10 protein-coding genes are annotated in these 12,321 nt (G+C 59.4%); 7 read left to right on the forward strand and 3 right to left on the reverse strand.

The window, feature by feature from the left end:
* Nucleotides 1-93 precede the first annotated feature (93 nt).
* The gene (locus tag SH292x_RS23280; RefSeq protein WP_442483421.1) at nt 94-780 is read left to right on the forward strand and encodes a hypothetical protein; all 687 of its coding nucleotides are present in this window, start codon (nt 94-96) and stop codon (nt 778-780) included.
* A 169-nt stretch (nt 781-949) separates the two neighbouring features.
* Here the strand turns inward: SH292x_RS23280 and floA are convergent, their stop codons facing one another.
* Nucleotides 950-1,987 carry a flotillin-like protein FloA gene (floA, locus tag SH292x_RS23285; RefSeq protein WP_442483422.1) on the reverse strand — a complete coding sequence of 346 codons (1,038 nt, stop codon included), beginning with the start codon at nt 1,985-1,987 and terminating at the stop codon, nt 950-952.
* A gap of 383 nt (nt 1,988-2,370) precedes the next feature.
* Between floA and SH292x_RS23290 the strand changes: the two genes are divergently transcribed.
* The gene (locus SH292x_RS23290) at nt 2,371-3,501 is read left to right on the forward strand and encodes a DUF1559 family PulG-like putative transporter (protein WP_442483423.1); all 1,131 of its coding nucleotides are present in this window, start codon (nt 2,371-2,373) and stop codon (nt 3,499-3,501) included.
* A gap of 136 nt (nt 3,502-3,637) precedes the next feature.
* Here SH292x_RS23290 and SH292x_RS23295 read toward each other — a convergent pair whose 3' ends face one another.
* A complete protein-coding gene (locus SH292x_RS23295) occupies nt 3,638-6,085 on the reverse strand; it encodes a hypothetical protein (RefSeq protein ID WP_442483424.1) in 2,448 nt (815 codons plus the stop codon).
* Nucleotides 6,086-6,301: 216 nt separating this feature from the next.
* On the opposite strand from SH292x_RS23295, the gene rpmI reads away from it, so the two are divergent.
* From rpmI to pheT, 5 genes are all read left to right on the forward strand, one after another.
* Nucleotides 6,302-6,505 carry a 50S ribosomal protein L35 gene (gene rpmI, locus SH292x_RS23300; RefSeq protein WP_442483425.1) on the forward strand — a complete coding sequence of 68 codons (204 nt, stop codon included), beginning with the start codon at nt 6,302-6,304 and terminating at the stop codon, nt 6,503-6,505.
* 219 nt (nt 6,506-6,724) lie between these two features.
* Nucleotides 6,725-7,078: a 50S ribosomal protein L20 gene (rplT, locus tag SH292x_RS23305; protein ID WP_442483426.1), complete on the forward strand. Its 354-nt coding sequence runs from the start codon at nt 6,725-6,727 to the stop codon at nt 7,076-7,078.
* A gap of 80 nt (nt 7,079-7,158) precedes the next feature.
* Nucleotides 7,159-8,214, forward strand: coding sequence for a phenylalanine--tRNA ligase subunit alpha (pheS, locus tag SH292x_RS23310; protein ID WP_442483427.1), 1,056 nt, complete (start codon nt 7,159-7,161; stop codon nt 8,212-8,214).
* A 74-nt stretch (nt 8,215-8,288) separates the two neighbouring features.
* Nucleotides 8,289-8,726, forward strand: coding sequence for a hypothetical protein (locus SH292x_RS23315; RefSeq protein WP_442483428.1), 438 nt, complete (start codon nt 8,289-8,291; stop codon nt 8,724-8,726).
* Between the two features lie 99 nt (nt 8,727-8,825).
* Entirely contained in the window at nt 8,826-10,877 is a 2,052-nt protein-coding gene (gene pheT / locus SH292x_RS23320) for a phenylalanine--tRNA ligase subunit beta (protein ID WP_442483429.1), read from the forward strand.
* Nucleotides 10,878-11,036: 159 nt separating this feature from the next.
* Here the strand turns inward: pheT and SH292x_RS23325 are convergent, their stop codons facing one another.
* Nucleotides 11,037-12,113 (reverse strand): hypothetical protein, encoded by a 1,077-nt coding sequence (locus tag SH292x_RS23325; RefSeq protein WP_442483430.1) that lies wholly within the window; start codon nt 12,111-12,113, stop codon nt 11,037-11,039.
* Between the last annotated feature and the right edge of the window lie 208 nt (nt 12,114-12,321).

The raw sequence follows: 12,321 nt of genomic DNA on the forward strand, positions 1-12,321 counted from the left end.
AGCGCAAGTGGTATGTTGAGAGGGAAGGGTGTTCCGAGGGCGGACTGGTCGCCCTCCTTCGTTGCGGTGGTCCTCTGCCGTTAGGTAGACAAGATGCAATCAGGCGTAAGCAGTCGGACTGGTGGACGTTACTTGGCGTGGTCCGCGCTCCTCGTGTGCTCGGTCGTCAGCGTGGGCTGCGACTCCAAGAACAGTTCAGCGCCAGCACGCCCCCCGCGCGATGTCTCGCCAGAGGCCAAGTACCAGCGACTCGTTCTGGAGCTCGAACGAATCCTCTCCGCCGACCCCAAGATGACCGGAGGCCGCACGATCATGCCTGGTGAGGCTGGCTCGGCCACCTCCACCACTCGGTACAGCATCGCGGCTCCCAAGAGTGTGTTGATACCCAAGGACGGAAGTGCGCCGCAGGTCAGCGTGGAGATCACGAAGACCACCACCTTTTCCTTCCTCCCCGCGCCCAAGAAATCGCAAGAGGAATCGGAAGGCACCGAAGCCGAGTCGAGCGATCCCCGCAACGATAATATGGGAGAGCTCAATTCCAACCTGAAGGAAATGGGCGTCGAGGTACTCGATCCAGAGAAGCTGAAAAGTGATCTTGAGAAGGCCGCCGGCAGCCGCATCACCCCTCCCGCCATGAGCCAGACGGTGAACACCGAGAAGCACGTCACCTACGAGCTCATCTATGAGAACGACCGCTGGCGTTTAGCCCGCCCCCCAGCCGCCGACGCCCTGGAATCGACGAACATCGCGATCCAACAAGCGCTGCAAAGGCAACTGTAGGAGATCGCTATTCTTGTAGCCGGACTCGCAAGAGTTCGGGCGTGCGCGCACTAACATCTCGCACCTAGCCCCGTCGGAAGACGAAGGTTTCTCTAGCGCCAACCGAAGGCTTCCCCCATCGGCTCGGGATTGAGACTACCAAGCCTACGAGTAGGCAGCTTCGCGAACTCTACTTCGTCGCGCCGTTGTTATTCGCGCCGCTCGATAGCAGGTGTCCCTGGCGGAACGCCTCGGCCATCGCCCGCGGCACCTCTGCCTCGGCCAGCACCACGCCCGCTCGGTTCGCGGCGACCTGGGCCTTCATTTCCTGCTCGTGGGCAATCGCGTCCGCGCGACGTTGCTCGGCGAGCGCGCGGGCTTTCCGCGTGTCGGCCTCGGCTTGATCGGCCGCCAAACGGGCGCCGATTTGCTCGCCAACATCGATGTCCGCGATGTCGATCGACACGATCTCGAACGCCGTGTGGGCGTCGAGTCCGCGGTTGAGCACCGCCTTGCTGATCCGGTCAGGATTCTCCATCACCACCAAGTGGTCGGCAGCCGAGCCGATGGCCGTAATGATGCCCTCGCCGACGCGGGCGATGATGGTCTCTTCGGTGGCCCCGCCAATAAGCTGCGCCAGGTTCGTCCGCACGGTCACCCGCGCCCGAATCTTCAGCTCCACGCCGTTCTTCGCCACGGCGCTCAGCGTGTTGCGGCCCGTACTCGCGGGGTCGGGGCAATCGATGACTTTCGGATTCACGCTCGTCTGCACGGCGTCGAGCACGTCACGCCCGGCGAGGTCGATCGCGGCCGCGCGGTCGAAGTCGAGATCGATGTCCGCGCGATGCGCGGCGATGATCGCCAGGATCACACGAGGCACGTTACCTCCAGCCAGATAATGGGCTTCGAGCCGCCGCGTCGTGATGCCAGTCTGAGGGTCGGTTCCCACGCCAGCCTGGATCGCCCGAATCTTCGCCTCGATGATCGTCTTGGGGTTTACCTGCCTGAGGCTCATCCCCACCAGACTTAGCGGATTCATCGGCACGTTCGAAACGTACGCCTGAAACCACAGGCTCAGGTAGTTCCAGAACAGCGCCAGGAGCGCCACCCCCATCAGCAAGCAAACCACGCCAACAACCGCCCAAACAATCCAACTATCGCTCAGATTCTCTAGATTGGGGCCACCTTGGGCTTGGGCGAGGGTCAGCAGCGAAAAGCTTTGGGGCATGGCAGATTGGGGTGGTTGGCGAACCAGTGGGGCGAACAGCCGCGGGGAGCAAAAGCAGCCAGCCGAGCGCAAACGCTTAGCGCATCGGCACTTTCGCGGCTCTACCCCTATTCTAGCGAACCGCCCGACCAGCGAGAAGCTGCACACGGGGGAGAGTCTTAGGCAGTTCACCGCCGGCGAGAATAAATTGCCCCGCCGCTGGCGAACGTAAAATGGCCGACTTTCGCCTTTTACCGCGTTTTCGCGCCGGCGCGAGGACGATTGACTAGCCGAGCCGGCAACTTTCGGGGATACTGGTACCTTAGGCAACAGGGGCCCCGCCTAACGCTTTTCACACAGCGGAACCGACCAGAGTCTACGGACACACAGAGGAGAATCGATCCATGCGCCGCATGCTATCCGCCCACCGCACTCCCCGCCGCGGCTTCACGCTCGTCGAGCTCCTGGTGGTCATCGCCATCATCGGCATGCTCGTGGCCCTGTTGATCCCCGCCGTGGGAGCCGCCCGCGCCCGCATGCGAAAAGCGGCCTGCATGAACAACATGCGGCAGATCGGCACGGCGCTGATTGCGTACGACAGCGATAAGCAGCGGTTGCCGGGATACATCGAACCGATGAAAGCTCGCGGCCGCACCAACAAGCAAAATGGCTACGTACAGTGGCGGACCGACGCCACCGCGGCTCCCTTCAACGTAAATTCCTACTACGTGGCTCAAACTTACAGCAATAAGAATCAGGAAGATGCGGCCAAACAAGGTTCGCGTATCGCTTGGTCAGGCCACATCCTCGGACAGATTGACCGTGGCGATCTGGCTGAGAATCTACAAGGTGCCGAGGCATCGGCACCCGCACTCCAAGCAGTGCCCCGAATCGAACTTTACATCTGTGCCGACGACACGGACCTAACCAGCGCCGACGGAGCGGCGGGTAATTCGTATTCCGTAAACACCGGCACCTGGGATTGGAATGGCACGAACTATGTTGGCGATACCAAAGAAAACGGTCTTTTCCAAAACATGGTCGAAGGCAATGTGAAGGCCCGAATCTCGGATGCTAAGGACGGCTCTGCAACCACCATTATGGTCTCCGAGAACATGAACAAGTTCGACCGCTACAGTTGGCTGGGCGTCGACAACACGTATGGTGAACAGCAGTTTGGTATCACTTGGGTGTTCAGCGTCAACCCCGACGCCGGTTGTGGTGGCCGAGACGAGCAATTCCCTTTTAGTGATGATGGAGCCAATGCGAATCCGTCGATTGCGCCAGGGCAGTGGGACCCAACACAACCTTGCTTTGCTCGACCGAATACGTTGCACGTTGGCGATAGCTTTAATACGGTCTTCGCGGATGGCCACGGCACCGCAATTAGTGTCAACATCGACTACACCGTCTACCAGCAATTGCTGACCACGCACGGCACGAAGTGCTCCGATCCGGCCAACCCCGGCGACTTCACCGGCGCTATCGATGCATTCCGCAACGCGGCCCCGCTCGCGGAATCCGACTTCGATTGATAGCCACCCTCTGAGCTACCTCTCCTTCAATAGCCGGACCTCCACGAGGTCCGCGAGAATTGAAGCTTTGCCATTCGCAGAATTTCCCGGAGGCAAGTGTGCCTCCGGCTATTGAATCGTGAATGAGTAGCGAGTCCTAATCCGGCGCACTCGCCGCCGCGCGAAGGTCGGCCTCGACGCGCTCGCGAATCTCCCCCTCAAGCAGCGCCCGTAGCGACTGCTGTAGCGCCTCGTGACTCGAAGCGTCGAGCTTCCTGAGTAGCCGCGAGACCTCTTCCAGCTTCGGAGCCATGTCGTCCCCGGCAAGCCCGCACAGCCAGTTGGTATCCTCCTCCGGCAAACTCTGAACCACCGGCACCACCTTGGCAAGGAGCTTCATTATGCCGGTGTCGGGGGTGGTGAGCATTTCGACTTCACGCTCGAAGGAGCCATCGTCGAGACGATCGACCCCCATCTCGGCGCCTTCCGCGTTGAGAAAGCTTGCGTGAAAGTAGGCCCAGAACGCGACGGGGCCCGCATCGTCACGAGACAGTGTTCGCGCTAACTCTTCGCGGTATCGCGCCTTTCCTTCTTCGTCCTTGCTTAGCCCACGTGCAATGAAGTTGACCTCGCGAAACAGGGTCCAAGGCCATGTGCCTCGCTCAAACAGAAGATCGCTACAGGCGGCCCCGCTGTCTCGTAAGCCAGCTAGCGACAAGTCCCAATCAGTACCTCCTTCTGCCAATCGAAATTCACGAGCCCGCCGGAGCTCTCGTTCACTTCGAGTTTCTCTAGCCCGGTGCTCGCTTTCCGAAGCTGCCTCAATCCATTGACGCGTCGCCAAGCGGACGGCAGGTGGAATGATGGGGGCATCGGAAGAGAGTTGTTCGGCCGAATCCAAAGTCCAGAGAGTGACCGACTCAAATAGGTTCTCTCTGTCGTTGCGATCGGGAAGAGCGTGAATCGCCTGAAGTCGCTGCAATAGGCCGGTATCCGCTTGTTTCACGCTTACGATTTGGACTTGCTGCTGATGACCATCATTTAGTTGGACCTCTCGGATTCGACCGCTGGCAGAATCGATCTGCCATTTGGCCCGCGGCCGCTCGATGATGAGCACATCGCCCTGTCGCTCAACATGCGAGTCGGGACGATGAGCCTCGTGGACGAGCACCACAGGGTCCATTGCGAAAGATATACGTGGGGCAGTTGTTCTTCGACTAGATGCCGACATACCTAAATGGAAGGTTGCTTGGAACAAGCCATTAACCTTCTCGGATCCCACTACCGTAAGAAAACCTTGCGACATTCTTCCCCCGAGGAGGATGAATCTGGCATCGCCCGCGAGATTCGACATTGCCGTGTAACGTGGATTCAACACTACGTTCGCCAGCTGAGTGGTCGACGAACCAGCGTGAGTAAGTAGAAAAGCGACATCGGCATAAAGGCCATCTGAGGGAGAATAAACCCCGTCAACTTCCAGATCAGAAACTTTGTGATAGGTTTCCCCCGACCAATAGCGAACCCTCACTGCCCACTCATCTTGCTCGAAAAACTCTCGCGTCCAGAGGGCGGACCGCCTCAGTATCTCATCCACTTCGCCCAACGGTTCCCCGAGCTTGGGAACGAAATCGTACTCAATTAACTTGATCACGAGCTTCGTGCGAGGATCGGCTGTGTCGTACCGCCACTTGGGCTCCGCTGGGATCGGCAACTGCACAACGAAGTCGTGCCGCCAGAATCGACAACTATCACGCACTCGATCGAAGGCCAATGCCAACGCCTCGACGTCCAGCGCGTCGCCCTCGGAGATTTGCATGAGGGCAAGGAGTTCATTCCGAGCATGACGCTCCAAGCCCTCAATCTCTATCACGTTCAGTCGAGCTCGTGGCCCCAGTTCGATGATATCGACAACCAAATCGGCGATCTGCGAGTCATCTGGGTTTGGCACAATCTCCACCTCAAGCTTTGCAAGCGGATAACCCGCGATAGCAAGCTCGTCGATGAGCGCTTGCCGAATTCGCGCCAGATGATTTTGACTCCCACGGACCGGCTCCCCAGCCACCCACAATCGGTCGCTCGAACTCTCCTGGTTGACTCGCGTCGCCCCTCGGGCAAGGTACATACCTTTGCGTGCAGGACTTTTGCTTTCCGAAGTTTTTAGGTACTGCGCCAAACCCCCTGCCAGCCCTGGCTCCACTCCGTGCACCCGAATTTCGCCAGCTGAGTACCGAGCTCCTTCCTCCACAACCGCCCTCAGGACTTGGCGCTCCTCCGAAGGAGTAACCGACACCTTGGCGTCGGGGCAACCTGATTGGCGGTAGGCCTCCTGCAGCACTTCCTGGAGGAGATCGATAAGCGGGACGATCTCGGAACTGGGACGGCACGCCGCTTGGAGACGCACATGATCGACAAGCTCGTCACGAATGTCCTCGACCGAAAAGTGCTCGTTGCCCTCGATCTCCAGCTCGGTCAGGTCTCCATAATCACCGACGGGAATTCCTTCGCTGGCCGGTATCTCTTTCCCGAACCAAGGCTCCTGCGCCCCCGCCGGCCCCACCCAGCACCCCCAAACCGCCAAAAATACCCCGAGAAATCTCCTATTCATCGTGAAACCTTTCGCCGATTGGAGAGGTAGTAGTTTCGAGGGCCTGGGGGAAGGATCGGCCCGCAGTCTAGCGGCTTGCCGCCTGGGCTCCGACCCCGTTTTCTCGACCCAAAACGCCCCTTTCGCCATCTGCCTTATCTGCTACAATGCGGGGCTCGCAGTGGGCTGAAGGTATGCCTACTGCTCACCGAACACCGCAATCTGCCGACGTGTACCATGCCAAAGCAAAAGACTCACAAGGGAACCAAGAAACGGTTCCGGCTGACCGCCTCGGGAAAGGCCAAGCACCGCCAATCCGGCACTAGCCATTTGGCCGCCCGCATGTCGCACAAGCGCAAGCGGAACCTGCGTGGCACCACCACCACGACCGACAGCAACAGCAAAATCATTGCCAAAGCCCTTTGCGGCAATAGCTACTAGGCTTTGAGCTGTAGGCCGTAAGCTGTAGGCCAGAAGTTTACCCTTCTTGCCTATAGCCTAAAGCTTATAGCCCAGAGCCCCTCCAAGCGGGTCGGGCACGATAACGTTTGCTCAGCAGTCGAGCAAAGGCCTGGCACTCGCAGCACAAGGCAACCGCCACGAAAATGTTTCACGTGAAACATTCGCGTCGCAGATGCCAAGAATAGAACGCCATCTACCATGCGTACTACTAACGGTTCGACTCGTAATCGTAAGAAGAAGCGACTTTTCAAAGCAGCCAAGGGCAATCGCGGCGGTCGCCGTAATATGCTGCGTTCCGTCAAGGAAACCTTGGTTCGCGCAGGTGCCTACTCGTTCCGCGACCGTAAGGTCCGGGCCCGCGAGTTCCGCAAGCTGTGGATCATCCGCATCAACGCCGCGGTCCGCGAGCGTGGTCTGCGTTACAGCGAGTTCATCAACGGCCTGAACAAGGCTGGTCTGGAACTCGATCGCAAGACGCTCTCCGAAATGGCCATCTCCGATCCCACCGCGTTTGACGCCGTGGTCGAAAAGGCCAAGGCCGCTCTCAAGTAAATGACCAATGCCGAATGGCCAATGACCAAACGATTTGGTCATTGGTCATTGCAAGTTTGAACATTGGACATTCACCTACCTTGGCACTTCAGGACTTCATCGCCGAGCTCGATTCGCTTGCCGCTGATGCGCAGTCTGCGTTCAGCGGAGCAGGGGATCGCGATGCGCTCGAAGCCGCCCGCGTCGAGTTTCTCGGCGCGAAAGCCGGCCGCCTAAAGGCCGTGCAAAAGGGAATGGGTACTGTCGACTCGGGCGACAAGCCCGCCGCCGGCCAGAAGTTCAACGCGGTTAAGAAAGCGATCGAAGAATCCTTCGAAGCGGCGAGCTCTCGATTGGCTTCCGCCGGTTCGTCGGTGAACCAAGACGACTTCGATGTGACGCTCCCCGGCACGCCGCTACGAATTGGTCGACTGCATCCGATCACGCAGACCATCGAGCGGATGAAAGAGATCATGGGCCGCCTCGGCTTCTCGGCCGTCGAAGGCCCGGAGATCGAAGACGACCGGCACAACTTCGAAGCCCTCAACATCCCGCTCAGCCATCCAGCACGCGATCCGCTCGACAATTTCTATTTGTCGACCGCCACCAAAACCGCGAAGGCCGGTGCGGGTCCGGATGGCAAGCCGCTGTTGCTTCGTAGCCAAACGTCGACGGTGCAGATTCGCGTGATGGAGTCGACACCTCCGCCGGTGCGCATTGTGTCGCTAGGCCGCGTGTATCGGCCCGATACGGCGGACGCGACGCACTACCCGATGTTCCATCAGATCGAAGGCCTGCTGGTCGACAAGGGCGTGACGATGGCCGACCTGAAGAGCGTGCTCCGCATGTTCTGCCAGAGCTACTACAAGCGCGAGGCGGGACACGAGGAAGAGGTTCATATCCGCTTCCGCCCGAGCTTCTTCCCCTTCACCGAGCCGAGCGTCGAAGTCGACATCAACTGGCAGGGTGGTTGGATGGAAATCGGCGGCGCGGGGATGGTCGACCCCAACGTCCTGCGAGCTGTCGGCTACGATCCCGAAGAAGTCACCGGCTTTGCCTTCGGCATGGGCGTCGAACGCATCGCCATGCGCCAACACAATATCACCGACATCCGCGACCTGTACACGAACGACGTGCGCTTCTTGGCCCAGTTCTGATTTGTAACCACTGAGAGCACAGAGGGCGCGGAGCGAAGAATCCGTCGCGGATCGAGAGCGGGAGTGGCTAACTCATGGAACGCACGGTCGACGAAACACCGCCAGCCGCCTGGACGTCGGAGCTATTGATTCTCTGGTTGCTTCTTGCGTTGGCTGCGCCTGTTATTGGCGTTTTCGCGGGCTCCCTTGCTCACACGGTCGTAGCAGGCACCGAGCCACTACTTCCGCAGTACAGGGCCAACGTAGATGCGGAAGATGAAGAGTACCGAAGAAGGATACGAGAGAACCGAGAATGGAAACTGCGAGGTGACAGGGCGCGATTCATCACCTGGGGCCTCGTCTCCCTGTTTGGTTTAGCCGCTGCGGTCAAGGCCGGCGTGATTTACGGAAGAGGTTCAACGTCCCCGAAGGCGCAAGTGGTCATTGAAACTTTGATGTTCATACTGATCGTCGTCGAGTACACACTTCTCGCTCCCTTCATGTTCTTTGCTTGGATCTTCCGAGGTGGTTAGTCACCAATCTATTCATCCGCGTAAATCCTGCCCAATCCGCGTTCATCCGCGTCCCATTCTTCCCTCCGCGTCCTCCGTGCCCTCTGTGGTTAGCTCAAAATGATTGTCTCCAAAGACTGGCTTTCCGATTACGTGCCGCTCGCGATGCCGCTGGATGAGCTTACGGAGCGACTCACGCTTGCGGGGCTGAATCTCGAGACGACCGAGGCGGTAGGCAAGGACGTGGCGATTGATTTGGAGGTGACTAGCAATCGGCCCGACTGCTTGGGACACATTGGTGTCGCGCGCGAAGTGTCGGTACTGTTTGGTGGCGAGCTCAAGAAGCCCGACCCGCAGCCCAAGGCCAGGGGGCCCAAGGCATCGAGCTTGGTGGCGGTGGAGATCACGTGCCCGAAGCTTTGCACGCGCTACACGGCTCGCGTGATCAAGGGGGTGAAGATCGGGCCGAGCCCCGCGTGGCTGCAGGACCGACTGAAGGCACTCGGCTGCGCGATCGTCAACAACGTGGTCGACATCACCAACTACGTGCTGTTCGAGTGTGGCCAGCCTCTCCACGCGTTCGATCTCGCGAAGCTCAAAGGTGGCAAGATCATCGTCCGCGAAGCCAAAGAAGGCGAAGAATTCCTGGCGATCGATCACAAGACTTACAAGCTGTCGAAAGGTACTTGTGTCATCGCCGACGCCGAGCGTGCCGTCGCGCTTGGCGGCGTGATGGGTGGCGCGGACACCGAAGTGTCGGATGCGACCGTCGACCTGCTCATAGAAGCTGCTGACTTTGACCCGCTGTCGATTCGCACTACCGCTCGATCGCACCACTTACACAGTCCCTCAAGCTATCGCTTCGAGCGCGGCGTCGATCCGGAAGGGCTCGACTGGGCGAGCCGGCGTTGTTGCGAGCTGATCCTTGAACTCGCCGGCGGGACCTTATGTGAAGGTGTTGTCGAGGCCGGTGCAAAGCCAGAACCGACCGGCGAGATCAAGTTGCGGTTCGAGCAGATTCCGCGCTTACTTGGAATCACCGTCCCAGACGAGCAAGTGCAGAAGATTCTCGCCGATCTTGGCTGCGAAGAAACTCACGTCTGCGGTCACTGCGTCAAAGTGGTCCCGCCGACTTGGCGTGCGGACCTGACGCGCGAGATCGACTTGATCGAAGAGGTCGCGCGGATTTATGGGTACGACAAGATCCCCGAGGACGTCGGCGTGCGGATGGCTCCTTCGAGCCGCAGTCGTCGCGACATCGTGCTCGACCGCGTGCGGCGTGTGCTCACGGCGGCCGGTTTTGACGAGGCGCTGACGCTCAGCACCGTTGAGCCCGAGCTGGTCGAATGCCACCGCGTGTGGACCGACGAGTCGCCACTGGTAACCAGCACACCGGTGCTACGCCGCGCGAACGCGCTGCGCCAAAGCATCGTGCCAAGCTTGCTGACGTGTCGAAAGACGAACGTCGCGATGAGCAATCCAGTGATCGAGCAGTTCGAGATCGCACGCATCTACCTGCCAGTGCCCGGCGAGCTTCCGAACGAGCGCCTAGTGCTCGCGATCGCCAGCGGCCGGCCGTTCCTCGGCGTGAAGGGAACGCTCGAAGCCATCGTCGCCGACACCGCCGGAATGTCCAACCGCCTGTGTGCCACTGGCTCCGCCAGTGCTGGTCTGAAGGAAGGCATGTCCAATGGTGGCACGCTGCTGAATCCTTCACGAACGGCTTGGCTGTCGCTTGGCGAGACAAAGGTTGGCTACATCGGCGAACTCTCGAAAGCCGCCCTCGATCAGTTCGACCTACGCGGCCCGGTGACGGTCGCCGAGATCGACTTGGGTCCGCTGCTCGACGCAGCGGAGCTCATCCCCAGAGCGTCCGCGCTCTCCAGCTTCCAACCGATGTCGCGCGATCTGAACGTGGTGTTCGACGACGCGGTCCGCTGGGCCGATGTGGAAGAGATCGTCCGCGGGGCAGGGGGTAAGTTGCTCGAGAGCATCGCGTTCCAAGAGGAATACCGCGACGCGAATCGCCTGGGCAAAGGCAAGAAGAGCCTGCTGTGGAGCATCACCCTCCGCGGCACCGAAGGTACCCTCACGAGCGAACAAGCCGACAAAGTCCGCGACGCGATCGTGGGCGAGCTGTCGAAGAAACTCGGCGGCGAACTCCGGGCGTAGGGTTTGAACCATAGTACAACCATACTCCGTATGGTTAAGCGCAAGAAAAACCTCCGCTATTTCGAGAACAGCTTCTCTTTGTCTTGCGTGGCAAAGAATGGCGACACCCTTTCACACGCCTCTCCATACGGAGTATGGAGGTACTATGTTGCGATGCGGCTAAGGGGATGCGGGTCTCGCTGCGTCGCGCTCGGCGACGCGTTTGCGGAGGTCTTTGACGTAGGTTTCAAGACCTTCGAGTGACCACACGGCGTCCGGGTGTTCGTGGAAGCTCCAGAATTCTAGGAGAGTGATTCGCATGTCGCTGGTGCGGATTTTGTCGTTGACCACCTCGACAATTTGAACTGCACCAGGAAACTGGATGGACTCGTCTCCCACCTTTAGCACGGCCCTTTGAGGTTTGCCGGGAGGAGTGGAGCTTGACGAGAACTTCAGCACTAGCTCTGGTCCTGTACTCCTCTTCATGACGAGGTAGTCGACCTCTGGACCTCCTTGCCCGGTAATTGACGATCCAACAGCGTAGCCAATTAATACCGTCAAGTCGTCCTGAGAACGCGTAAGGTACCCCTGACCACCTAGCTTTGGCAACGCCGCGGCTCCGTACGGAAAGTAGATTTTGTCATGGAGATTCTGCCCGGAGATCCATTCCTGCGCTTGCATGGTTCTAATACCGGGATGCAGGATGGCACTTACTGTCGCGAAGGCCACGACAACGGTCAAGAATAGCAGTGTTCCAACTCCAAACCTCCAACGCTTTGGATTCCATTCGATGAAAGGAATGTCCGGTGCCTGATGAAACCAATCGATAACGCGGCTGGTCGTCAATGTTCGTGCGGTCCATGCCAGGGAGGCCATCGTGATGGTCATGGTAGTCATGAAAACGAACCACTTCATGGCATCGCTTGTGATGCCCACGTCTGGGTTCATCTCGATCGCGTCGCCCACGACGAGCATCATTACTACTCCCAGGAGTCCACCGATGAACGACAGGATGGAGAGTGAAGCGGTCCAGATGCGAGCCCATTCGCAACGACGGAGCATCCCCCACCCCAACAGAAGCGGTGCCGTGCCCAACCCCAGCGTTACCCCGCGTCCCGTCCAAACACTAAGCAGAAACTCGACCAAGGCGCATGTACCCGAAATGATCAAAAACCCCGCGATCACACGCACCCCCAGCGGCGCGCGGTCGCACGATGTTGCTAGCGGAGTGTCAGCGGGGTCAGGGGTTTCCTCCATGCCCGATATTGTGGCGGGGGAGGGGAGGGGGTGCCAAGTCACTACGTGTGGTTTTCCGTTTTAACGGGACCTCCACTCCTGAAAATTAGCCGCGGGCGGGAGCCGGCGGTTTGGCCTGGGGGAGAGTTGGTTGGTTGTTGAACCACAGGCTTCCGCCAGTGGCTGGGGGAGGTGAGTTTCTGAAGGATGGCGAGTTCGGGCACAGAAA

This window comes from Aeoliella fuhlenseeensis (assembly GCF_052161615.1).
In the GTDB taxonomy this organism is placed as follows: domain Bacteria; phylum Planctomycetota; class Planctomycetia; order Pirellulales; family Lacipirellulaceae; genus Aeoliella.

Bases quoted from the DNA above. Each gene is read 5' to 3' on its own strand.
- SH292x_RS23315 (WP_442483428.1), top strand. From the start codon at position 8,289: ATGGAACGCACGGTCGACGAAACACCGCCAGCCGCCTGGACGTCGGAG.
- SH292x_RS23290 (WP_442483423.1), top strand. From the start codon at position 2,371: ATGCGCCGCATGCTATCCGCCCACCGCACTCCCCGCCGCGGCTTCACG.
- rplT (WP_442483426.1), top strand. From the start codon at position 6,725: ATGCGTACTACTAACGGTTCGACTCGTAATCGTAAGAAGAAGCGACTT.
- SH292x_RS23295 (WP_442483424.1), bottom strand. From the start codon at position 6,085: ATGAATAGGAGATTTCTCGGGGTATTTTTGGCGGTTTGGGGGTGCTGG.
- pheT (WP_442483429.1), top strand. From the start codon at position 8,826: ATGATTGTCTCCAAAGACTGGCTTTCCGATTACGTGCCGCTCGCGATG.
- SH292x_RS23325 (WP_442483430.1), bottom strand. From the start codon at position 12,113: ATGGAGGAAACCCCTGACCCCGCTGACACTCCGCTAGCAACATCGTGC.
- floA (WP_442483422.1), bottom strand. From the start codon at position 1,987: ATGCCCCAAAGCTTTTCGCTGCTGACCCTCGCCCAAGCCCAAGGTGGC.
- SH292x_RS23280 (WP_442483421.1), top strand. From the start codon at position 94: ATGCAATCAGGCGTAAGCAGTCGGACTGGTGGACGTTACTTGGCGTGG.
- rpmI (WP_442483425.1), top strand. From the start codon at position 6,302: ATGCCAAAGCAAAAGACTCACAAGGGAACCAAGAAACGGTTCCGGCTG.